Origin of the sequence: Kitasatospora sp. NPDC086791, from assembly GCF_040685975.1 — a bacterium.
Classification (GTDB): Bacteria; Actinomycetota; Actinomycetes; order Streptomycetales; family Streptomycetaceae; genus Kitasatospora.
On the sequence record NZ_JBFBOC010000039.1, the window covers coordinates 28,557 to 50,880 of the forward strand.

Sequence of the window (22,324 nt, forward strand, 5' to 3'; positions counted from 1 at the left end):
TGCCAAGGGGAGGGGATCAGGGCTGCGCGGGCTCGGTGGCGACTCGGGAACGGATCGGACCGGTGAGGAAGTTCGGGCACCGGCGATCTCGCTGCCCCGAGGCCGGCCGGGATCGGAAGGGAGGCGCGGGCGCGCACAGTTGCCGGGCGAAGGCGGTCACGGCGGAACAGCGTTCCCAGGTTCTCCCGCTCGCCGTCCCGGTGCCCGGTGCCCGGCGGTCGGCGGTCGGCGGTCGGCGGTCGCCGGGCACCGGAGCGCTGTGCGCCAGGAGGTGTTGAGGGCGGCGTCGTCGATGACTCGCGCCGGCGGGGGAGCGTGCCTGCGTTCGAGGGGCGGACTTCGGTTGACGCCGTCCGTCGGTGTTGCTGCAATGGCCGGGTGCTCCCCGAGACCCCGCTGGTGATGAGGGCCCACATCGACTTCGGTCGGGTGTGGTCCGCGGCATGTCGTCGTCACTGACCTCGCCGCGACGTTTCCCGCCCCCTGCTCGGAGCCCCTCATGTCTGACGCCTTCGTCGGAACACCTGCCGCTGCCGTGATCGATCCGCGCGGCCCGCGCTTCGCCGCCGCGGTCACCACCGTGGTCCTCGCCGTGAGCCTGGTGACCGGCAGCGGCCCGCTGCTGGCCGCGCAGACGCTCGTCTTCGCCGTTGGAGCACTGCTCGGTTTGCGGTATTCCCCCTACGGCCTGCTCTATCGCGCTGTCCTCCGGCCTCGCCTCGGTCCGCCCGAAGACGTGGAGGACGAGCGGCCGCCCCGATTCGCCCAGGCCGTCGGCCTCGGCTTCGGCGTCCTGGGGACCATCGGATACCTGGTCGGACCGGTATGGCTGGGGATCGCGGCCTGCGCGGGCGCGCTCGCCGCGGCGTTCCTCAACGCGGCCTTCGGCTACTGCCTCGGCTGCGAGCTCTACCTGCTCGCCGTCCGGCTGCGCGGAGCGGAGCCCGACCGTGGTTGACCCGGCCGGGCTCGTGGTCTGCGCAGCGGTACTCACCGCGGCGGGCCTCTTCGGTACGGTCCGCGCCGCACACGACGGCCGGCTGCGCCGGCGGCGCGCCGACGCGGGCCGCTTCCTCTCGGCGACCGAGCTGGGCGGCCACCTCGGCGAGCGGGTGACGCTCGTCCAGTTCTCCACCGCTCTGTGCTCCTCCTGCCCGGCGGCACGCCGGCTCCTCCGTGAGCTCGCTGCCGCCACACCGGGGGCCGCCCACGTGGAGATCGACGCCGAGGCACGCCCCGACCTGGTCGGTCGGCTCGACATCCTGCGCACTCCGACCGTGCTGGTGCTCGACCGCCACGGCCGGATCGTGCGGCGCGCCTCGGGCCCGCAGCGCCGCACGGAGGTCGTCGCCGCGATCGAGGTCGCCGCCGCGGGCTGAGCGTGGGTCGCTGGCTTCGGTCGTCGTCGATCGCCGAGAGTGCCCGGCGGGCGAACAGCGGCCGGCCGTCGAGATGACATTCCGGTCAGGCCCGCCGCGGACCTCGAGGACCGGCGCGTGTCCGAGGAACGCCAGTGGGTACGGGTGTCTGCCCAGGGCGGTGTCGACGAGTCCGCGATGCCGGGCCGGCAGAGTACCGGGCGTGATCGCGAAGACCTCGCGCCACCGGGGACGGGGTACCGGGCTGGAGAGCGCGGCCGGCCGGAAGCGGTCCGCGGGCTCGTGGCGGACCGGGGTTGTCCCCAGCCGTCGGCGAGATCACCAGCTCTGACGTGCCCTCTCCCACCTGACCGGGGAGGAACACGCCCCCGACTGCGCTCAGAACAGGGCCAGGCCCTCGCTGCTGGTGTCCGGAACGACGGGCCTGAACTGCGCGGGGACGGTGTCGTGGCGGCCGGGCCCCGCGGCAGCGGCCACCGCCGGGGCCGTCTCGGCCAGCCAGGTGCGGAATCGGTCGACGGCTTCGCGGTAGGGGACTTGTGCCAGGACGCGGTGCTCCCCGCTGGGACAGTAGTCCACGCTCAGGGTGATCAGGCAGGAGCCGGGCGTGTTGTGACTTCCCGTCCAGGAGGCGCGCAGTTCACCGCAAGGCTTGCGCCCGCGGGAGCTGTGGGGGGCACGGTGGGTCGGGCGCAGCGGTTCGCCGACCAGGAGTGCGGTCAGCGCCGCCAGGTGCGGCAACGGCAGGGTGGTGCGGGCGCGGCAGCCGGGGCAGCGGTGCCAGTGCCGCAGCCAGTCCTCGGCGTGGCTACGGAAGAGGGGCGCGTAGCGGCTGGTCACGTACACGTCGTTGGCGTAGAGGTAGTTCGGCCGTTCCCGTGTGTTGCAGGACTGGCAGACGGGCGCGCGGACGTAGCCGTGCTCGTGGCAGTGGTCGACCGCGAGGGCAGGTGCTTCCCGGCAGACGGCGCAGCTCCACCCGGACACCTCCAGCGAGGCGCGCTTCTTGCTCAGCACCGAGTAGACGTGGCCTTCGAGCTCCCCGTTGTACGGGCGCAGCGTGATCGCGCGGCAGCCGGGGCAGATCGTCTGCCGGCCGGTGTCGGCCTGGACCCGCCACTGCTCGGGCTGATCCGTCACAGAGTCGCACCTCTGGCAGGTCCGCGCGGCCAGCAACCACCGTTCCTCGGCGTGCTCGGCCGCGTCCAGCACCTTCACCAGCGTGCGAGGCAGCCACCATGTGTCCCCTGCCCCTGCTCCGGTCCGCTCCAGCAGAGACAGGCGCCAGTCGATCCCCGCCAGATGCGGCAGACGGTCGCTGTCGTGCGGCAACCGCCCAGGGGCAGCACCGACGCGGGCCCGGGCCCATTCCTCGCCCAGGCGCTGACGCCACCGCAGCGCCGGCCCCTTCCCCTGCCCCGCTCCTCGTGACCCGCGGAAAGGAGCGACCCGGACCAGGCCGACCCCGCTCACCGTGACCGCACGCAGCTCCTCGGCCGCCCGGCGCACATCGGCCTCCTGAACATGCCACCGGCCGCCGACGCCCTTCACCGTCGGCACCGCACGCGCGCCGAGCAGCACGTACCCCGCCCGCGGATCGGCCGGGAGGCCGGTGAACGCCTGCCCGGCGGCCGGCAACACACTGTCGGCCATCAACTCGGCCCACAAGGCATCGGCGACGGCCAGGGGCAGAAGGTGGCCCGTGCGGCGCGGAGTGGCGCGGTGCGGCATGCCCGGCACGCTATCAGTCGCCGCCTTCGCCCGGCCGCTGCTCCTCCAGGCCGGCGGCCCGGCGACCCTCGCGCCCGGCAGGCTCACGCTGACCCCGCGCGGCCGTACCGCACTCGCCGAGCCCGCGCACGAGGCCATCGTCGCCCGGCGGCACCGCCGGCTGAAGAAGGCCTTGCCGGACGCGTTCTCCCGGATCGAGGAGATCAAGGGCCAGCGCGCCGCGAACGTGCTCACCGCCGTCCGACCGCGCCGTGAGCTCGTCGGCCGGGCGCCCGCCGCCCGCACCGTCGGTCGATGGATCGCCGTGGACGACCTGTTCGCCCAGATGCGCCGGGGCGGTCAGATGAGGAGGTCAGGTGAGGCGGTTGACCAGGGCGGTGAAGAGCGCAGGGGCGCGGGTGGCCAGTGGGACGATGCGCGGGGCCAGGAGCGGGTTGGCGCGGATGCGTACCAGCGCGTCGGTGAGCAGGCGGTGGTTTCGGGTGGCCCGCCGCCAGGCCTGCTCGTACTCCTGCGGTCGGTCGGCGCGTACGCAGCGCACCAGGTGGGCGGCACCGGTGAGGGCGAGGGAGAGGCCCTCTCCGGTGAGTGCGTCGATGTAGCCGGCGGCGTCGCCGACCAGAAGGACGCGCCCGGCCACCCTGGCCCGGACCATCCGGCGCATCGGTCCGGCGCCGCGGACGCCGGAGGCGGCCAAGTCGGCCTGGGCGGCGAGGCGGTGAAGGAGCGCGGGGAACGCGGGCAGCAACGCGTCGAACGGCATTCGCTCGCCGGTCAGGATGGCGACGCCGATCAGGTCCGGGCCCAGCGGGGTGACGTAGGCCTCGCCCAGTGCGGACCAGTGGACTTCCACGCAGTCGGTCCAGGGCGCCACCGCGAAGTGCCGCCGCAGTCCGTAGCGCGGTGGTCGCGGGTCGGGGCGTTCCAGGCCCAACTGCCGCCTGACGGGCGAGTGCAGACCGTCCGCGGCGACCAGGTAGCGGGCGGTGAGGCCGGCGGCGGTGACGCTGTCGTCGTCCTGGTGGACGGCGGTGACCTTCCGCGGCAGCGTCGGCACGCCGAGCTCGGCCGCCCGGCGCGACAGCGCCGCGTGCAGGACGGTCCGCCGTACGCCCATCCCCGCTTCGCGGCGGAACCTGCCCTCGGCGCGGTGGCGGTCGTCGAGGTAGCGGATGCCGTGGATCGGGTGGCCGGCCAAGGGCACCCCCAGCGTGGCCAGGGCGTGGACGGCCCCGGGCATCAGTCCCTCGCCGCACGCCTTGTCGATCGGGGCCGGTCGTGGTTCGAGGACCACCGCGTCGAGCCCGGTCAGGGCGGCGTGGATCGCGGTGGCGAGGCCGGCGGGTCCGCCGCCGGCGACCAGCAGGTCGATCACGTCGGCACCGCGGTGCAGCCGGCCAGGGCGGCGTTCTCGCAGCGCAGCCGGGTGGCGAGCAGGGGCAGGTTGAGCAGGGTGAAGGCGGTCGCGGTGAGCCAGGCGCCGTGGACGAGGGGCAGCGCGGCCCCTTCGGCGACGACGGCGAGGTAGTTGGGGTGGCTGAGCAGCCGGTAGGGGCCCGTGGTGACCAGGGGCAGTCCGGGTACCACGATGACCCGGGTGTTCCAGCGCGGCCCCAGCGTGCCGATGCACCACCAGCGCAGTGCCTGGGCACCGAGCGCCAGGACGAGCATCGGCCAGCCCAGGGCGGGCGGGAACGGGCGGTCGGCGAACCGGACCTCGGCCAGGCAGCCGGCCAGCAGTCCGGTGTGCAGCAGGACCATCACGGGGTAGTGGCCGCGGCCGTACTCGACGCCGCCGCGCGCACGGCTCCAGGCGGCGTTGCGGCGCGCGACGGCGAGCTCGGCGACGCGTTCGGCGGCCACCAGGAGGATCAGCAGGGTGTAGGGGAGCACGTGGACCTACCAGCGGAGCAGGACGAGTTCGGAGCAGAAGCCCGGTCCCATGGCGAGGAGCAGGCCGGGCGTGCCGGGCGGCGGCGGGCACAGTTCGAGGGTGTCCCGCAGGATGTGGAGTACCGAGGCGGAGGAGAGGTTGCCGACCCGGGACAGCGAACGCCGCGTCAGCTCCAGCGCCCGGGCGTCCAGCCCGAGTGCTTCGCCCAGGGCGTCCAGCACCTTGGGGCCGCCCGGATGGGCGACCCAGCCGGTGACGTCCGGCGGCTTCAGGTCGTGCTCGGCGAGGAAGGCCCTGACGTCCTCGCCGACGTGCAGGCGGACCAGATCGGGCAGTTCGGCGCCGAGTACGATCTTGAATCCGGTGTCGCCGATGTCCCAGCCCAGCGCGCGCTCGGTGCCGGGGTACAGCCGGCTGCGGGTGGCCACCACCTCCGGACCCGCACACTCCTGGTGGCGCGGGTGCTGTCGGCCGACGGCCACCAGCGCGGCGGCGCCGTCGCCGAACAGCGCGCCGGCCACCAGGTTCTGCACCGAGGCGTCGGTGCGCTGCAGGGTGAGCGAGCACAGTTCGACCGAGAGCAGGACCGCGACCTGCCCGGGATGTCCTTCGAGGTAGTCGTGCAGCCGGGCCAGGCCCGCCGCGCCCGCGACACAGCCGAGGCCGAAGATCGGCACGCGCTTCACGTCCGGCCGCAGGCCCACGCGTCCGGCCAGCCGGGCCTCCAGCGAGGGCGCGGCGATGCCGGTCACGGAGGTGGAGATCACCAGGTCGACCTCCTCCGGTGCCAGCCCGGCCGACGCCAGGGCACCGGTCAGCGCCTGCTCGGCGAGTTCCACCCCGGCTTCGACGAACAGGTCGTTGGCCTGCCCGAAACCGTCCAGCGCCGGGTAGCGCTCCAGCGGCAGGACCAGATGGCGGGTGCCGACGGTGGAGGTGGCGTGCAGCCGTTCCAGCACTGCGCGTTCCCCGTCGGGCGGCAGGCACATCGCTGCGAGGGCCTCGGTGATCTCGCCCTGCTCGTACCGGTGCGGCGGGAGCACCCCGCAGACGGCGGCGACTCTGGTCATCCGGCCAGACTACGGCCAATCTGACCATTCATCACGACATGGTGGAAATTCGGCAGTTCGCCCGATCTACCATGGGTCCGTGCACACCGCCGGAGCCCAGCACCCGCCCGCGGCCACGCAGTCCCGTCCGGGCGCGGGCGGCTCGGTCCGGGGGCTGCTGGCCGCCTCCCACGCCCTTCCCTCGATCGCCGTCACCGCCGTGATCACCGCTCTGGCGGTCGCTTCCGGGCGGGGCCCGGCGGGCAGCGCGCTGGTGGCCTCGGCGGTGCTCGCCGGACAGCTGTCGGTGGGCTGGTGCAACGACCGTGTCGATCTGCGCCGGGACCTGGCCACCGGTCGGGGTGACAAGCCGCTGGTGGCCGGCGCGGTGCGCCCGCGGACCGTGGCCGTCACCGCCGGGTGCGCGCTCGCGCTGTGCGTTCCGCTGTCGCTGGCCAACGGGCTCGCGGCCGGTACGGCTCACCTGGTCGGGGTCGCCGCGGCCTGGTCGTACAACCTGGGCGTCAAGCGCACGGTGCTCTCCTGGCTGCCCTACGCCGCGGCCTTCGGGCTGCTGCCCGCCTTCGTCACCCTCGCGTTGCCCGGACACCCCTGGCCGGCCGGATGGGTGATGGTCGCCGGCGCACTGCTGGGCACGGGCGCCCACGTCACCAACGTCCTGCCCGACATCGACGGCGATCTGGCGACGGACGTCCGCGGCCTGCCCCAGCGCCTCGGCCCGCGAGGGGCGAGGGTCCTGGCCGCCGTGCTGCTGCTCGCCGGGGCGTTCGTCCTCGTCCTGGGGCCGTCCGGTCGGGTCGGCGCCGCGGGCATGACCTCACTCGCCCTCACCGGCGCGTCGGCGCTCGCCGTCGCGTCGCCGCCGCGGTCCGGCCCGCGCAGCCGGCTGCCCTTCCTGGCCACCCTCGCCCTGGCCGCCATCGACGTCGGCCTGCTCCTGCTGCGCGGCGCCGCACTCACCTGACCGGAACGCGGAGGGCGCTCCGGAGCGCCGAGGGCGCCGTCCGGGACGGAGCCCGCGGTCCCGCCGAGGCCGGAGCGCCGAGCAGGGATGTCCACGCGGGGCCCGGACAGCTCAGCGGCGTCAGGAGCGGGCCTCAGTAGCCGCCGCCCGTGGAACTGGCCGACGGTGAAGCCGACGCGGAGGCTGCGCCGGTGATCGCGTCACCACTGGGACTGACCACGTACCACGAAGCGCCGAAGGCGTTGACGCCCTGGCCGTTGGTCTCCCCGGGCTTCGTGTCCTTGACGAAGTGGTACAACGGGTGGCCGTTGTAGGTCACCTGGGTCGAGTTGTCCGAACGGGTGGTCGTTCCGACCAGGGACGCGGTCACTCCGCTGCTGTTGGGCGTCCCGGTCGTGGTCTGCGGCGGCCAATTCTGCGTACAGGTCCCGTTGCAGGTCGAGGTCGTCCCGGTATCGCCCTTGAACAGGTACAACGTCCTGCCGGAACCGTCGACCAGGATCTGGCCGAAGGGGGAATCCGCCGTCTTCACCGTGGCGGCGCTTCCGCCGGCAGTGGCAGAGCCGGCGGCGGTCGTGGGGGCGCCTGTGCTCGCGGTCGAGGTCGCGGTCGAGGAAGCCGTGGTACCGGAACTGCTGCATCCGGAGGCGGTGGCCACCGCGGCGATCACACCGACAGTAAGCGCGATGAAACGATTCATGACGTACCTCTTGGCCCTGGGGACGCGGCGACGCCGGTCGACCGGCTCACCGACGGTGACTTTCCGATCCACCGTAGGCACCGAACCCCCGGCCTGCCGTCCGCCGGCGATCCGGCCGCACGCCGACCTTCACTCGTGCGGGTGACCAAGGGGCGCAGCCGCGTCCGGCCGTCAGCCGGGACGTCCGTGGGCATCAGCCGACCGGCAGGTCTGGGGCGCCGTGGGCCGGCCTGGTCCGCTGGATCCTGATCACATCGGCGGCCCGCGGGTCTGCGAATTCGGAAACCCCGGCACGTGGAAACCGTCGAAGAACCACCGCGCGCTCGTGTGCCGGAGACGGCGGGTCCGCCGCCGAAGCCCTCTCGTGCCGGTGGAAGTCCTCCGGTCGCCGGCGGTCCGTCGGACCCGTACGGTCGTGTTCTGACACGGGCCCGTCGTCACGGGAGGCCAGGATGCGGCACTACCGGTGGATTCTCGAGACGCAGGATGACGGCGGCCGCTGGTCCCGGCAGGACGGCGCTCCCATGCCGGACCCCGTGGAATACGACGGACCGCCCCAGCGGGCGGCCAATCACCTGCGGGACGTGTTCGTTCGCACGCTCTCCAGGCCGGCTCCCGGCCCCCGGGCGATCAGGGTCCGGGTCTGGGAGGGGCGGGACACGGTCGGCGACCCCCAGGCCGAGACCGAGTGGTCACGCGAGTAGCCGGACCGACCGCGGCCGGCAGCGGGAAGTCACGGCAGGGGTCGGCGCCGAACGGCCTGGTCCCGTCCGCCGCCGGACGTTGTCATCCGTCTGCCCGCGGGTCCGCGGTCGGCGCGCCCGCGGCTGTCAGGAGGTCGGTGCCGGTGCGGGTGTTGGCGGGGTCGGACGCCGCTGCCATCAGCCACTCGGCGGCGGAGGCTTCGGCCTCGGGGGGGGGAATCACCAGGAGTTCCAGGCGCAGAGGAACGAAGGAGCACACGATCACCTCGCCCGCGTCCTGCTCCTGTTCGAACCACCCGACGTGGACGACACGGTCCTGCGCACCTCAACGGCGATCTCCTCCAGGGGGACCCGCCGCGTCCCGTGCGATGCCCGCTCGGTCAGCTCCACCACCCCGTCGGCGAGTCCGCGCTTGCCGACGGTGACGCGCAGCGGGATGCCGACGAGCTCGGCATCCCGGAACTTGACGCCGACCCGCTCCGAGCGGTCGTCGATGATCGTGTCCACCCCGGCGGCGAGCAGTTGCCGGTAGACCTGCTCACCGGCCGCGGCGGTGGCCTCGTCGTCGGGCTGGGCCACCAGTACGACCGCCTCGAAGGGGGCGACGGCCGTCGGCCAGACGATGCCCTTGTCGTCGTGGTGGCACTCGACGGCGGCTGCCATCGCCCGCTCGATGCCGATGCCGTAGCAGCCCATGACGACCTTCCTGGGTCTGCCGTCGGCGTCCAGGACGGTGAGGCCGAAGGCATCGCTGTACGTGCAGCCGAGTTTGAAGATGTGGCCGACCTCGATCGCCTTCCGGACCTGCAGCGGCTGTCCGCACCGCACGCAAGGCTCCCCGGGGGCGACCTCGCGCAGGTCCGTCCACCGGGAGACGGCGATGTCCCGCTCCACGTCGACACCTCGCAGGTGGACACCGTCCCTGTTGGCGCCGGTGACCATGCCCCGTCGGCCTCGCAGAGCCTCGTCCGCGAGGATGGTCACCGACGCCACCCCGACGGCGCCGAGGCTTCCCGGCAGGGCACCGAGGACCTCCCGGATCTCCTCCGGCCGGGCGGGCCGAACCGCGCCGGCCCCGCCGGCGTCCGCGAGCTTCTGCTCGGCCAGCGCGTGGTCCCCGCGCAGGAGGACGAGGGAGAGCCGCCCGTCCAGGACGTAGACGAGGGTCTTCACCTGGCGCTCGGCGGGCGCGTCGAAGCGCGAGGCCAGGTCGTCGATCGTCCGCACACCGGGGGTGTCGAACGGCTCCGGGGCGGGCAGGCCCGGACCGTCCGCGATCGCGGCGAGCCGGGAGACGGCCTTCTCGCTGTTGGCCGCGTAACCGCAGGCGGGGCAGTGCACGACGAAGTCCTCACCGGCCTCGGCCGGGCACATGAACTCCGTCGACGCGGCCCCGCCCATGCTGCCGCTGGACGCCTCCACCGGGATGACCGGAATCCCCAGCCGGGCGAAGATCCGCAGGTAGGCCTCACGGTGCAGGTCGAACGACCGGTCCAGGCCCTCCTGCGTCAGGTCGAAGCTGTAGGAGTCCTTCATCGTGAACTCCCGGGTCCGTAGCAGGCCGCCCTTGGCGCGGGGCTCGTCGCGGAACTTGGTCTGGAACTGGTACCACGTCTGCGGCAGTTCGCGGTACGACTTCAGCTCGGTGGCGAGCGACGTGAAGATCTCCTCGTGGGTCATGCCCAGCGTCAGTTCGGCGCCCTTACGGTCCTTCAGGCGGAACATCTCCTCCCCCATGGCGTCCCACCGCCCACTGCGCCGCCACACCTCCGCCGGGTGCAGGGCCGGCAGGGAGAACTCCTGCGCCCCGATGACGGTCATCTCCTCCCGGATGATGGTGATGATCTTCGACCGTACCCGGACGGCGAGCGGCAGCAGCGAGTAGTGGCCCGCCATGAGCTGCCGGACGAATCCGGCGCGGAGCAGCAGCCGATGGCTCGGCGCGTCGGCCTCCGCCGGGTTCTCGCGAAGGGTCGGGATGTGCGTCCGGGACCAGCGCATGGCCAGCAGCTTTCGTTCGGTGGCAGACGGGTCTGCCGTGGCCGTTTCCGGGGGCTCTTCGACAGCAGACGGCTCGATGCCGTCATTCCGGTGGACCCGCACCCGCAGGCCGGGTGCGGCCCGCCCCCCTTCGATGGTGCTCCACGTCCGGGACATCCGGCGACAAGGGTGGCCGAGACCGACGGCGTCGAGGCTAGTGCCGTCGGGGGGAACGGGAGCTGTGCCGTCGGATCAGGTAGCGGCGCAGTTCGTCGGCGCCCCAGACGATGAAGGGGTAGGGCAGCAGGAACAGCAGGTCGCTCGCCGGGAGGGCGGCGGTGCCCAGAAGCTTCTGGAACGGCGGGGTGTAGACGAAGACGGCTGCGAGGAGGAGTTCGCCGGCGATGGCGGCGAGGAGGTAGCGGTTGGACAGGACGCCGACGGAGCGGAGCGAGGCGCGGGTGGTGCGGACGGCGAAGGCGGTGCCGATCTGTCCGGCGATCATGCCGAGGAAGGTCATGGTCGTGGCCTGCTGGTAGGCGTGGTGCAGGGGATCCCCGGGCCCGGTCGGGTCGCCCGGGGTCCAGCCGGCCCTGGTGAGGACGAAGAAGAAGCCCGTCATCTGGAGTGCGGCGACGATGGCGCCGAGGAAGAGCCAGGCGCGGATCAGCATCGGGCCCTGGACGACGCCTTCGGACCGCGGACGGGGCGGGCGGTCCATGAGCCCGGGTTCGGCGGGTTCGCGGCTGAGGGCGAGGGCGGGGAGCGTCTCGCTGCCGACGTCGAAGGCGAGGAGCTGCAGGATCGTCAGGGGGAGCGGGATGCGGCCGCCGCCGAGCGCGAAGAAGAGGAACGGCGTCACCTCGGGTGTCGCGTGGGCGAAGATGTAGATGATGAACTTGCGGACGTTGTCGTAGATCCGGCGGCCGTCGCGCACCGCGGTCGCGATCGAGGCGAAGTCGTCGTCGGTGAGCACCATGGTGGAGGCTTCGCGGGCGACGTCGGTGCCGGAGCGGCCCATGGCGATGCCGATGTCGGCGCGGCGCAGCGCTGGGGCGTCGTTGACGCCGTCGCCGGTCATGGCGACGACGTGTCCCTCGTCGCTCAGGGCGTCGGCGATGCGGAGCTTGGCCTCGGGGGAGGCGCGCGCGAAGACGATGTCGGGTGTCCGGCTGACGAGGGCGCGGAGTTCGGTCTCGCCGAGCTCCTCCAACTGCTGGCCGCTGATCACGGTGGGGTCGCTACCGGTGATGCCGACGCGTCGGGCGATCGCGGCCGCGGTGAGCGGGTGGTCGCCGGTGATCATGATGATGCGGATGCCGGCGGTGCGGCAGTCGCGTACGGCTTCGGCGACCTCGGGACGGGGCGGGTCGAGCATGGCGATCAGTCCGGCGAAGCACAGGTCGGTCTCGGCGTCGCTCCGCCGGTGCGGTGGCCGGCGGCCGGGGGGCAGTTCCCGTTCGGCCAGGGCGAGCACGCGCAGGCCGTCGGCCGCGAACGCGTCGACCTGGGCGGCGATGCGCTGCCGGTCGGAGTCGGTGAGCGGCAGCTGCTTCCCCTGGGCGGCGAGGAACGTGGTGCAGTGCGGCAGGAGTGCTTCGGGTGCTCCCTTGGTGCGGATGGCGAGCCGGCCGTGGTGGCGGTCGATGGTCGACATCAGCTTGAGTTCCGGGTCGAAGTGGAACTGCCAGCACCGGTCCGACTCGCGTTCGGTGGCTGCGAGACCGGCGCCGAGTTCGCGGGCGGCGAGCAGGACGGCGATCTCGGTGGGGTCGCCGCTGGGTTCCTCACCGGGTTCGAGGCGGGCGTTGTTGCAGGTGGCCGCGATCCGTCCGACCGTGACCTGGGCCGGGTCGGGCGGGGTGTCGCGATGGAGCGCCGCGGCGTCGTCGAGGTCGAGGAGGCCCGAGGCGGTCCAGACCCGGGTGGGGCGCATGCGGTTCTCGGTGATGGTGCCGGTCTTGTCCGTGCAGATGACGTCCGTCGAGCCGAGGGTCTCCACCGCGCTGAGCCGTTTGACGAGGGCGCCGCGGCCGGCGAGCGCCCGGACGGCCACGGCGAGCGCGAGGGTGATGACGGGCAGGAGCCCCTCGGGAACCATGCCGGCCAGCAGGCCGGCGGCGAAGACCACGGAGTCGACCAGCGACAGACCGATGCCGAACGTGGCCAGGGGGATGAAGGCGACTGCCAGGGACACCGAGACGACCGCGATCAGCCAGGCGACCCGGCGCACCTGGCGCTCCAGCGGGCTGGGCTCCTGCTCGACCCGCTCCGAGAGCGCGGCGATGCGGCCGAGCTCGGTGTTCATCCCGGTGGCGAAGACCACGCCGTGCGCCTCGCCGCCCGTGCAACTGGTGCCGCTGAAGACGAGATCGTGTGCGGTGAGCACGGGGACGTTCACGTCCAGGATCGCGGCCGAGCGCAGCGTGGTCACCGACTCGCCGGTCAACGCCGACATGTCGACCTCGACGGCACCTTGCAGGAGGCGGATGTCGGCGGCGATCCGGTCGCCCGCCTCGATGACGACGATGTCGCCGGGGACCAGCTCGGTGGCGTCGATCTCCCGGGGGGCACCGTCGCGCAGGGCCTTCGCCCGTTGGGGGATGTAGGCGGCCAGCGCCTCGACCGCGTGCTCGGCGTGCACCTCCTGGACGAACGCGAACGCGGCGTTGAGGAAGATGATCAGTACGACCGCGACCGCCACGACGAACGAGCCCACGGCCGTGAGCAGCGCCGCGGCCAGCCACAGCAGCAGCGCGAGCGGGTGCGTGAACTGGCGCGCCAGCTCCCTCGGCCAGCGTCGGCCGCCGCGCCGGCGCAGCTCGTTGCGGCCGTACTGCAGCAGGCGCCGCTGCGCCTCGATCGAGGTCAGTCCGGCCCGTGAACTGTGCAGATCGCGCAGGAGCAGCTCCGCCGCCTCCTCGGGATCGAGTCCGGGAGGCCGCACCCAGGTTTCGTGTCGACTCTTCACCGAACAGACGGTAGGTCCGGTCCGGAGCCCGCCGGCGGAGCGACACCTCGGGCCGGCCCGCGTGCCTGCCGGCCCGTGCCGGCTACCCCGCGGTGCGGAGGAAACGGCAAGCCGGTTCGTGACCGACCCCCCCGGCCGTCCGTGCCCCCGGCGGTCAGGGCCCCGGCGGTCAGGGCCCCGGCGGTCAGGGCCCTCCGGATCACGGAGCGGCAGGGGACCCGGACACGGGTGGAGGCGGCTCGGCTCCGGTGCTGGGTGGAGTGGGCGGGGTACGCAGGGTGAGGACGGCGAGGTCGTCGCGTCCATCGGAGAGGCCGGCGTCGGCCAGGGTCCGGCACAGGTCTTCGAGGGGCAGCTCGGCGTGGGCGGCGGCGACCTGGGCAAGGGCGGTGAGGCCGACGTCCAGGGGGCGGTGGGGGCGCTCGACCAGGCCGTCCGTGAAGAGCACGAGGGTGGCGTCGCCGGGCAGGGGGTGCCTGTGGTCGGGGCGGGGCACGTCGGGGTCGACGCCGAGGGGCAGGCCGGGGTCGGCGTGAAGGTAGCGGGCCGTGCCGTCGGGGCCGATCAGGAGCGGTGGCGGGTGTCCGGCGTTGCTCCAGTGGAGTGTCCAGCCGTCCTCGGCGGGTTCGATGCGGGCGAGGCAGGTGGTGGTGATCGGGTTGTCGGTGATCGCCTGGAGGGTGCGGTCGAGCTGCGTCAGGACGGCGCTGGGCGGGGTGCGGCGGTCGTAGAGGAGAGCGCGCAGCATGTTGCGGGTCTGGGCCATGGCGGCGGCGGACTTCAGGTCGTGCCCGGCGACGTCGCCGATGACCAGGGCGCAGGCGCCGTCGGGGAGCATCAGGGCGTCGTACCAGTCGCCGCCGACGTGGTCCGGGGCGGCGGCGGGCCGGTAGATCGCCGCGACGGAGAAGGGCGCCACCTCGGGCAGGCTGGGAAGCAGGAGACGCTGGAAGTACTCGGCGCTGGCGCGGACCTGCCGGTAGAGGCGGGCGTTCTCGATGGCGAGGCCGGCCGCGCCGGCGAGCGCCACGAGGATGTCCTGATCGTGGTCGTCGAAGGGCTGTCCGTCGCGCCGCTCGCAGAGGTAGAGGTTGCCGTAGACCCGTCCACGTCCGGTGAGCGCCACCCCGAGCAGTGTCCGCATCAGCGGGTGGCCCGGTGGGAAGCCCACCGCGTGCGGGTGGGCGCCGATGTCCGCGACACGCAGTGGTTCGGGGTGGTCGATGAGGTGTCCCAGGAGTCCGCGTCCGTGTGGAAGGGCGACCCCGCTCAGCGCTGCGACCTGCTGCTCGCTCAGCCCTACGGGGATGAACTCCTCCAGGTGTTCGCCGTCCTCGCTCAGCACACCGAGTGCGCCGTAGCGTGCGTCGACCAGGCCCATCGCGGTGGTGATCACCCTGCGGAGCACGACCGGCAGGTCCAGTTCCCGGCCCACCGCCATGACCGCGTTCAGCAGGTCCTGGAACCGGCGCTGGGTGCGGGCGAGGTCCCGCAGGCGTCCGACGATCTGGTCCATCTCGTCATCGATTCGGTGGCTGCGGTCGGGAACATCCGCCCACCCGGATCCATCCTCCGGATCCACCCGATCCACCCGGCCCACCTTCGATTCCTCTGCTGGACGACCGTACCTTCGACGCGTTGCGCAACCGGAAGCCGGACGCATCAGCGCGTCCTGCTTTTCAACCGTAGGCGGGCCCGTCGCCGACCGCGATTGCGACGGGCGCCGTTACGCTCTGCGGTGGTCCCGCTGTGGCCGTGCCTTCCGCTCGGCCGCGTCGTCAGCGGTGCCACCGTCGTTGCTCGGCCATCCGGCGCCGGATGACGATCAGGTCGATCACCGCGACGGCGGTGGACACGGCGCACAGCACGGCGAGCCCCGTGTAGAACGCACGGTCGGCGCTCGGTGCGGGGAGTACGTTCGCCGCGAGCAGTGTGAAGACGATGGTCCCGAGCAGGAAGAACGGGGCGAAGATCCGTCCGAGCAGTCGCCGGGCCGGCAGATCGCTGCGCGCCCAGCGCGGTTCGGTGCCGACGTGCTGCCACCGCCGGGCGGCGGCACGCGCGCGGTGGTCGGCCGCTGAGGCTCTCCAACGCTCGACGAGGCGGCGCGGCCCGTGGCGCGGTGTGTGCAATGGCTGCGTCATCTTCGCGATGGCCTTTCGCGTGGTGCTCTCCGTCCGTCGCCGATGGACGCCGTGTGTCCTCGGCCGGAAGGGACGGCGATGTCTACGGGGTCCCGGTTGCCCCGTCGGGCGCCGGTACGTGAACGGGGTCGGGAGCAGGGAGGTGGACGGGCTTGGCCGGGATCCGGGCGTCCGGGCGGCCCAGGGGCGGCTGCGGTGCGGGAGCGGCGGCGGCGGTTGCCTCGCGGGAGAGGAAGGAGCCGAGTTCGCCGATGGTGCTCATCAGGGGCGCGGGGAAGACGACGGTGCTGTTCTTGTCGACGGCGATCTCGACGAGGCTCTGCAGATTGCGCAGTTGGAGCGCGAGCGGGTGAGCCATCATCGTGTCCGAGGCTTCGCCGAGTGCGGAGGCGGCCAGTGCCTCTCCCTGTGCGCTGATGATCTTGGCGCGCTTCTCCCGCTCGGCTTCGGCCTGCTTGGCCATCGCGCGTTTCATCGTGTCGGGCAGTTGGATGTCCTTGAGTTCGACCAGGGTGACGTCCACGCCCCAATCGGTCGTGGTGACGTCCAGGATCCGGCGGATGTCCAGGTTGATGCGGTCGGTCTCGGAGAGGGTTTCGTCCAGGGTGTGCCGGCCGACGACCTTCCGGAGGGTCGTCTGGGCGATCTGGTTGATCGCGGAGCTCACGTTCTCGATGGCGATGACCGACTTGATCGCGTCCACGACGCGGAAGTAGGCGACGGCGGAGACGTCGACGCTGACGTTGTCGCGGGTGATGATGCCCTGGGACTGGATCGGCATGGTGACGATCCGCAGCGAGATGTGGTGCATGACGTCGGCGAACGGGATGATCAGGCGCAGTCCCGGGTCGCGTGCTCCGGTAATCCGGCCGAACCGGAAGACGACCCCCTTCTCGTACTGGCGGACGATGCGGATCGACATCGCGAGCGCGATCAGGACCAGGATGACGAGCACCACCAGGACTGCGATCACGGCGGTCATTTCGGTTCCCTTCGATAGCGGACCTGCGTCGACAGCCAGGTCCGGGAACGCGTCGCCGCGAGCAGAGTGACCGGGAGGCGCGGGACTGGTACTCGGTCCTACCGTGAGCCTGCCCCGTATCCTCTGCCAGCGACAGGGCCGGACGGGCATGCTCCGGTCGTGACCGGCCCGCCCCAAGTGCAGGGCCTCCGGCTGGACGGGTCACCGACGGCGTCCCCGAGGGTGCATCCGTTGCCCGAACGCCGACACCGGAGCGGGGCGGGCCGGTGAACGCACGCAGCCGGCCACCCTGCGGCTCGCCCGCAACCACACCCGGGGATGACCGTCCGCAGGCAAGGCCTGGCACGTGGGTGAGGAGTGCACAGCATCCCCGTCCGCTTCGGCCCTGGTGCCGGGCGGGGACGAGCGTATTGTGGGAATTGGCCTGCAGGGCGAGCGAGGGAGTTCGACCGGATGGCCCCGGGCGACGGGCGGAGGCTCCGCGCGGGGTGTTTGTCGACGGTCGGGCTGAGAGGCTGGAAGGTCTGTGAGACCGGAAGGCGACCTCCACCACCTGATCCGGACAATGCCGGCGAAGGGAGCCCACCTTGCAGGTCTTCGCCTGCCCGCACGGCACTGCGGCGAGGTTCGTCCGCCGTGGCCGGTGTGCACCCGGACACCGAAAGCCCCGGCTCGGGGCTTCCTGGTTGTGTCAGAGGCGACGGCTCCGCAGCGCGCCTCGGGCCGGCTCGTGCGGCTCCTGTACCGTGCCGCAGCGGCGGTAGCTCCGGCGATCGCAGTTCACGGCCGGCCCGTGTCGTCCGGCGGACTCTCCGGCCACACTTCGAACGCCTGGGAGAATCCCGCCGGCGGTCCGGCGCGGAAACGGTTGCGGATCAGTGCATCGACCTTGGCCACGGCATCGGCTCGGCCGCCGAGCTCCACTTTCACCGGGCCGACACCGGCACCTGCGCGGGCGATCGCCCGTGCGGCGGCTTCTGCGATCGGCGCCGACGTGTCGATCTGCCAACGGGTGTGGGTCACCTGATCGGCGGGTGGGGCGTAGTCCCTCGCTGCGCCAGGGCCAGGGACAGTGATCACCCTGAATGACTGCGCCACCGTGTCGGCGATCACGTTCGCCGCACGGGGCGCACCGGAGACCGACATGTGCACCATGGCGCTCGGTTCCCGTGAGGCACTGGTACCGGTCATCGCTCTCCTCCGAGGTCGGCCCCTCTTCCAGGGTCTGCCGACGCCAGGCCTCCCGCACCTGTTCGGCGCGGTGGTCCCGCCCTCGTTCGTGCCCGCCGGCGGCGGGTGATGCCCGTGATCCCGCGCTCGCGCATGATCCGCTCCACCGTCTTCCGGCGGACCGCCCAGCCCTGGCGACGCCGTTCCACGTGCACGCGCGGGACGCCGTATGCGCCACGGGACGCCAGATGGATCACCGCGATCTCGGCGGCGAGCACCGGCCGTGGACATCCCGCTCGGCTACGGCCGGTCCGGCCGACCACCGGTGCTGGTCATCGTCTGCGGGTATTCGCGGGTGATCACCGCCCGGACGCGGTGTGGAACGGAGGTGCAGGGGCTCCCGCCCGTCCGACTGGGGAGGGCACGGCTCGTCGCGGGAGTCCGTGCACGGACTCCCGCGACGTTGGTGCCGCAAGCGGGTTGTTCAGAAGGTCAGTTGAGCGTCCACTGCTGCAACGGCGTTCCGCTGTCCGGCTGTTGGGCCAGCAGGGCGCCGTCGGTGGTGCCTGTCGTGGTCAGCAGGAGCCCGGTGTGGACGTTGGTGAGGGTGTAGGTGCCGGAGGGGAGTCGGTCGGCCTTCCAGCGCTGGTTGTCGTTGCCGGTGCAGGTCCACTGGACCACGGCGGTGCCGGGTGCGGTGGCGCCGCCCTGGTCGTCCGCGCACAGCTGGGAGTAGGCGTTGGTGAGGGTGTAGGAGCCGTCGGGCTGCCGGGTGAAGGTCCAGCGCTGGTTCTGGCCGCCGTTGGTGGTCCAGGTGTCGAGCTGGGTGCCGGTGTTCTTCGACCAGTTGGGGTCGTCCAGGGCCTTGCCCGAGATCGACAGGATGTGGGGGCCGTCGAGGCTCGGGGTGGCGGTGGTCGCGGTGAAGGCGAGGGTCTGGGCGGCGACCGGGCGGGTGTCACCGGCGGTGCCGGGGTTGTCCCAGGTGCGCTGGGGTGAGGTGGTCACGGCCTGGGGGCCGGTGGTGAGGCTGAGCGCGAGGTCGCTGTAGCGGTTGACCAGGCGGTAGTTGCTGGTGGGCGTGGACGGTCCGCTGCTCGCGGGGGTCTGGACGAGGGTCTGGATGGACCACTGCTGACCGGCGGTGGGGGTCGCGCCGCGGTTCTGGAGGGTCGGGGCCGCGCCCCAGGCGCGGCCGGCGTCGGTGCTGGTGTTGACGCCGAGCAGCTGGCCGGAGCCGGCGTTGGCGATGGTGTAGAAGCCGTCGCCGGTGGGGGTGAAGGTCCACTGCTGGGCGGCGGTGCCGGCGGTGGTGGCGGTGGTGAGGGCGTTGCCGTTCTGGGCCAGGTATCGGCCGTTGCCCGCGCCGAGCTGGTACGACACGCCGCTGTTGACGGGGGCGGTCGGAAGGGCTGCCGCGGAGGTCGGGGCGACGGTGACCTCGGAGTACTCGCTGTTTCCGGTGGAGCAGCTCCACCAGCAGTAGGAGCGGAAGGTCTTGCCGAGGACGGTGGTGCCGGTCTTGCTGCCGGAGTCCACGAGCCAGCGGTACCAGGAGCTCTGCGGGCCGCCGGCGGTGCCGATGTCGGTCCACTTCTGGGTGGCGAGGTCGTCGGTGACGTAGTAGTGCTGGGGCTGGTTGGAGCCGGCCTCGTTCTCGGGGGTGCCGATGTACGTGCCGAGGTAGGCGTCCCAGGCGATGTTCAGGACGGACAGCTGCGAGGGGGCGGGCATGGTGCCGGCGGCGATCTGGGTGCTGATGTCGCCGGTCTTGGCCGGGGAGTAGCTGTCGCCGGGGGCGAGGTAGCCGGTGCCGACGCCCTGGGCGGGGACGATGTCGCTCTCGGCGCCGCCGATGCCGGGGGTGGACCAGGAGCCGTTGTTCCACTTGGTCCAGGAGGAGGGGGCCATCTTGCCGGAGATCGGCGCGCGGGCGACGTGCTCTTCGAAGCCGCCCCAGCCGCCCTTCTTGTCGACGGGCCGGGACATGTAGAAGACGTAGAAGTAGCCGGAACGGTAGTCGGCGAACAGGCGGGGGTCGCCGTCGCCGTAGGAGAAGGTGCTGTTGGGGAAGGTCGTGTCGTCGCCGCGCACGGTGCTGTACGGGGTGGTGATGGCGTGGTCGGCGATGGTCCAGGTGTGGCCCTGGTCCTTCGAGACGGTGTAGTCGATGGCGTCGTAGTGCAGGCCGTCGCCGAAGGGCTGCGGGGTGAACTCGTTGTGGACCAGGCCGTACCACCAGCCGGTGTCGGGGTCGACCCAGACGCCCGCCAGGTCGCAGTAGTTGCGCTGGGCGTAGTTGGAGCCGGCCGGCGCGTTGGTGGCGGCGAGGCCGGTGGGGCTGTTGTTGCAGCGCCAGGTGGTGTCAGCGTTGCTGTCCTGGGAGTTGGCGGGGTTCACCGCAGTGCTGATCGGCGCGAGCGTGGCGGTGTCGAAGTTCGAGCCGCTGTAGAACTGCCAGCTGCGGCCGTCTGCCGCGCCGTACAGCGAGTGCGCCGACTGGTAGTAGAAACGCCCGTTGGCGTCGGTGTAGCCGGCGGCCGGGGTGTCGTCGGCGTTGCCGAAGGGAACGGGCGTGCCGGCCGACAGCGTGTACGGCGCGGGCGGTGCCGAGGTGCCGCCCCAGACCTCGGTCGGGGAGGGGGCGCACGGGGCGAGGCCGACGCGGGCGTTGTCGGTGATCGAAGTGCTCTGGACGGCGACGCATTTGGCCGACTTGGCGCTGTAGACGGTGCCGTCCGGGAGCCAGGCGAACTTCTGGTTGGCCTGGGAGCTGCAGCTGTAGAGCCGGAGCAGCGCGCCGGTGGCGTTGGAGGCGTCGGTGACGTCGAGGCACTTGCCGAACACGGTGACGCTGCCGTCGGTGTTCCAGGTCCACTGCTGCTCGGCCGAGCCGTTGCAGCCGAGCAACTGGACGGGGTTGCCGTCGGTGGTGCCGGCGTTGGCGTCGTCCAGGCACTTGCCGCCGATGGTGACCGTGCCGGCGGTGGCGACCGGTCCTGCCGTGGCGACCGGTGCGGCGGCGAGGGGGAGGCAGGTCGCGGCTGCCAGGGTCAGGACCGGCACGAGCGAGGCCCGTGACAGCCGAGACGTCGTTCGTCTCATGGGGGATCCTTCCGGAGGCGCGCTGCCGGCGGAGTGGGGGAGGCAGCACGACTGGCGATTAGTTCCGCCAGAATCCGAACTTATCCCGGGTGATGTCAACCCCGCGCACGAGAACTGATCGCATGGTGATCCGATGGTGACCATTGGCGCGGGTCGCCGACCCGGGGTCGACGGCCCGCGTGGCGGCGCACGGTCAGCGCTGAGTGGGTGTCATGGCGCGGGTCGGGTCCTGGTAGACGGTGTCCAGGGCGAGCAGGGCGCCGCCGCGGGCGGTGCCGGTCAGCCCGGTGGTGGACAGGACGATCTCGCAGCCGCCGGCGTTCGGCGCCATCACGCGTTCGCGCACCTGGGGGGTCACGCTGTCGAGCAGGTACTCGCCGAAGAAGGCGAAGTGGCCGCCGAGGACGATGAGCCGGGGGTTCAGGATGTCAGCCAGCAGGGCCAGCCCGGGGGCGAGGTTGTCGGCGATCCGCTGCAGGGCCTCCAGTGTGCGGGCGTCCCCGGCGCGGGCGCGGTCGCGCAGCTCGGCGAGGCGGCGCTCCAGGTCCACCGTCGGATCCCAGACCAGATCACCGGGGTCGGCGGCGTAGCGCAGGAGGGCGCCGCGGCCGATGGTGGTCTCCCAGCAGCCGCGCCGGCCGCAGGCGCACAGTTGCTCGGAGGGCACCAGCTGGAGGTGGCCGACCTCGCCGGCGTAGCCGCCGGCGCCGCGCACCAGCTGCCCGCCGGCGATGATGCCCACCCCGACGCCGGTCTGGCCGGTGACGTGGACGAGGTCGCGGACGCCCGCGGCGGAGGCGGTCACGTACTCGGCCAGGGCGCCGAGCTTCGCGTCGTTCTCCAGGTGCATCTCCGGGGCGCCCGTGCCCAGGCGCTCGCGCAGGCCGGCGATGGCCGGCACGTCCCGCCAGCCGATGTTGGAGGCGAAGCCGACGGTGCCGGTGGTCATGTCGGTGGCGCCGGGCGTGGCCAGGGTGACCCCCACGACGCGACCGCCGTCGCGGCGCAGCACCTCGATACCTCGGGCGACCAGCTGCGCGGTGGTGTCCAGGGTGGCGTCGGGCCCGGCGGCCCGCACGTCGAAGGGGATCCGCTGCTCCGCGGTGACCTCGCCCTTGAGGTTGAGGGCGAGCAGGCTGACGTAGTCCACGTTGATCTCGGCGCCGATGCCGTGCACGCCGCTGCCGTCGATCTCCACGGCCTGCCCGGGCCGGCCGACGGTACCTCTGTCGCGTTCGGCCTCGCCCTCGCGGATCAGGCCGCCCTCCAGTAGCTCGGCGGTCAGGTTGGAGACCGTCGCCTTGGGCAGGCCGGCATCCTCGGAGATGCGTGCGCGCGAGCGCGGGCCCTCGTCGCGCAGCAGTCGCAGCACCATGCCGAGGTTGGCCCGGCGGGACGACGAGCGGTCGCGGGCGACGGCCGGTCCCGCCATGGCCAGACTCCGTACGCCCGACCCCTGAAGCGCTGCCTTCATGAACGGTTCCTCTCCTGCGTCCACCCCGAGGCCGGCCGGGCTCATGCCGCGTGACC

18 protein-coding genes are annotated in these 22,324 nt (G+C 72.6%); 3 read left to right on the top strand and 15 right to left on the bottom strand.

Annotated features, from left to right (window positions below; genetic code table 11):
- Positions 1–499 precede the first annotated feature (499 nt).
- Together AB0Q99_RS30850 and AB0Q99_RS30855 are read left to right on the top strand one after the other, a co-directional pair.
- Positions 500–958 (top strand): DUF4395 domain-containing protein, encoded by a 459-nt coding sequence (locus AB0Q99_RS30850; RefSeq protein WP_363576954.1) that lies wholly within the window; start codon positions 500–502, stop codon positions 956–958.
- Positions 951–1,379: a thioredoxin family protein gene (locus AB0Q99_RS30855; protein ID WP_363576956.1), complete on the top strand. Its 429-nt coding sequence runs from the start codon at positions 951–953 to the stop codon at positions 1,377–1,379. The genes AB0Q99_RS30850 and AB0Q99_RS30855 overlap by 8 nt, the downstream gene beginning before the upstream one ends.
- Before the next feature lie 378 nt (positions 1,380–1,757).
- Here AB0Q99_RS30855 and AB0Q99_RS30860 read toward each other — a convergent pair whose 3' ends face one another.
- The 4 genes from AB0Q99_RS30860 to AB0Q99_RS30875 form a co-directional block, all read right to left on the bottom strand.
- A complete protein-coding gene (locus tag AB0Q99_RS30860) occupies positions 1,758–3,110 on the bottom strand; it encodes an endonuclease domain-containing protein (protein WP_363576958.1) in 1,353 nt (450 codons plus the stop codon).
- 352 nt (positions 3,111–3,462) lie between these two features.
- Positions 3,463–4,485 carry an NAD(P)/FAD-dependent oxidoreductase gene (locus tag AB0Q99_RS30865; protein WP_363576959.1) on the bottom strand — a complete coding sequence of 341 codons (1,023 nt, stop codon included), beginning with the start codon at positions 4,483–4,485 and terminating at the stop codon, positions 3,463–3,465.
- The gene (locus tag AB0Q99_RS30870) at positions 4,482–5,003 is read right to left on the bottom strand and encodes an isoprenylcysteine carboxyl methyltransferase family protein (protein WP_363576961.1); all 522 of its coding nucleotides are present in this window, start codon (positions 5,001–5,003) and stop codon (positions 4,482–4,484) included. Before AB0Q99_RS30870 ends, AB0Q99_RS30865 begins: the two co-directional genes overlap by 4 nt.
- 6 nt (positions 5,004–5,009) lie before the next feature.
- Positions 5,010–6,074, bottom strand: a complete 1,065-nt coding sequence (locus AB0Q99_RS30875; protein WP_363576963.1) for a 3-oxoacyl-[acyl-carrier-protein] synthase III C-terminal domain-containing protein — start codon at positions 6,072–6,074, stop codon at positions 5,010–5,012.
- 79 nt (positions 6,075–6,153) lie between these two features.
- Here AB0Q99_RS30875 and AB0Q99_RS30880 point away from each other — a divergent pair, with 79 nt between their 5' ends.
- A complete protein-coding gene (locus AB0Q99_RS30880) occupies positions 6,154–7,038 on the top strand; it encodes a UbiA family prenyltransferase (protein ID WP_363576965.1) in 885 nt (294 codons plus the stop codon).
- A gap of 133 nt (positions 7,039–7,171) precedes the next feature.
- On the opposite strand, the gene AB0Q99_RS30885 is transcribed toward AB0Q99_RS30880, so the two are convergent.
- The 11 genes from AB0Q99_RS30885 to AB0Q99_RS30935 form a co-directional block, all read right to left on the bottom strand.
- Positions 7,172–7,738 (bottom strand): hypothetical protein, encoded by a 567-nt coding sequence (locus AB0Q99_RS30885; RefSeq protein ID WP_363576967.1) that lies wholly within the window; start codon positions 7,736–7,738, stop codon positions 7,172–7,174.
- A 786-nt stretch (positions 7,739–8,524) separates the two neighbouring features.
- A complete protein-coding gene (locus AB0Q99_RS30890; protein ID WP_363576968.1) occupies positions 8,525–8,707 on the bottom strand; it encodes a hypothetical protein in 183 nt (60 codons plus the stop codon).
- Positions 8,704–10,443, bottom strand: a complete 1,740-nt coding sequence (locus AB0Q99_RS30895; protein ID WP_363576970.1) for a proline--tRNA ligase — start codon at positions 10,441–10,443, stop codon at positions 8,704–8,706. The genes AB0Q99_RS30890 and AB0Q99_RS30895 overlap by 4 nt, the downstream gene beginning before the upstream one ends.
- Positions 10,444–10,636: 193 nt before the next feature.
- Positions 10,637–13,393: a cation-transporting P-type ATPase gene (locus AB0Q99_RS30900; RefSeq protein WP_363576972.1), complete on the bottom strand. Its 2,757-nt coding sequence runs from the start codon at positions 13,391–13,393 to the stop codon at positions 10,637–10,639.
- 199 nt (positions 13,394–13,592) lie between these two features.
- Positions 13,593–14,909 carry a GAF domain-containing SpoIIE family protein phosphatase gene (locus AB0Q99_RS30905; RefSeq protein ID WP_363576974.1) on the bottom strand — a complete coding sequence of 439 codons (1,317 nt, stop codon included), beginning with the start codon at positions 14,907–14,909 and terminating at the stop codon, positions 13,593–13,595.
- Between the two features lie 262 nt (positions 14,910–15,171).
- On the bottom strand, positions 15,172–15,537 hold the full coding sequence (locus AB0Q99_RS30910; RefSeq protein ID WP_363576976.1) for a hypothetical protein: 366 nt from the start codon (positions 15,535–15,537) through the stop codon (positions 15,172–15,174).
- 82 nt (positions 15,538–15,619) lie between these two features.
- Positions 15,620–16,519: a slipin family protein gene (locus AB0Q99_RS30915; protein WP_363576978.1), complete on the bottom strand. Its 900-nt coding sequence runs from the start codon at positions 16,517–16,519 to the stop codon at positions 15,620–15,622.
- Positions 16,520–17,299: 780 nt separating this feature from the next.
- Positions 17,300–17,710 (bottom strand): hypothetical protein, encoded by a 411-nt coding sequence (locus tag AB0Q99_RS30920; protein WP_363576980.1) that lies wholly within the window; start codon positions 17,708–17,710, stop codon positions 17,300–17,302.
- Positions 17,707–17,967: a transposase gene (locus tag AB0Q99_RS30925; protein WP_363576982.1), complete on the bottom strand. Its 261-nt coding sequence runs from the start codon at positions 17,965–17,967 to the stop codon at positions 17,707–17,709. Before AB0Q99_RS30925 ends, AB0Q99_RS30920 begins: the two co-directional genes overlap by 4 nt.
- A 214-nt stretch (positions 17,968–18,181) precedes the next feature.
- Positions 18,182–20,794, bottom strand: a complete 2,613-nt coding sequence (locus AB0Q99_RS30930; protein ID WP_363576984.1) for an RICIN domain-containing protein — start codon at positions 20,792–20,794, stop codon at positions 18,182–18,184.
- Between the two features lie 193 nt (positions 20,795–20,987).
- Positions 20,988–22,268 (bottom strand): ROK family transcriptional regulator, encoded by a 1,281-nt coding sequence (locus AB0Q99_RS30935; RefSeq protein ID WP_363576986.1) that lies wholly within the window; start codon positions 22,266–22,268, stop codon positions 20,988–20,990.
- Between the last annotated feature and the right edge of the window lie 56 nt (positions 22,269–22,324).